Source organism: Desulfonatronum sp. SC1, assembly GCF_003046795.1.
Classification (GTDB): Bacteria; Desulfobacterota; Desulfovibrionia; order Desulfovibrionales; family Desulfonatronaceae; genus Desulfonatronum.
Map to the genome: position 1 here is coordinate 1 of NZ_PZKN01000151.1, position 446 is coordinate 446.

The following is a 446-nucleotide window of genomic DNA, read 5'->3' on the forward strand; positions in this document are numbered from 1 at the left end:
ATGTAAGTATGATATATAAGGTAGTATCCTGAGTAGCGCGGGACACGAGAAATCCTGTGTGAATCTGCCGGGACCATCCGGTAAGGCTAAATACTCCTGAGAGACCGATAGAGAACCAGTACCGTGAGGGAAAGGTGAAAAGCACCCCGAACAGGGGAGTGAAATAGTACCTGAAACCGTGCGCCTGCAAGCGGTCGGAGCCAATTTATTTGGTGACGGCGTGCCTTTTGCATAATGAGCCTACGAGTTATACCTTACCAGCGAGGTTAAGTAATGAATAGTTACGGAGCCGAAGCGAAAGCGAGTCTGAATAGGGCGCTATAGTTGGTAGGGATAGACGCGAAACCTTGTGATCTACCCATGGTCAGGTTGAAGTCCCGGTAACACGGGATGGAGGACCGAACCAGTAAACGTTGAAAAGTTTTTGGATGAACTGTGGGTAGGGG

General features: G+C 49.3%; 1 rRNA gene. It reads left to right on the forward strand.

The features are described 5' to 3' along the window. Positions 1 to 446, forward strand: a 23S ribosomal RNA gene (locus C6366_RS21080); the annotation flags it as partial.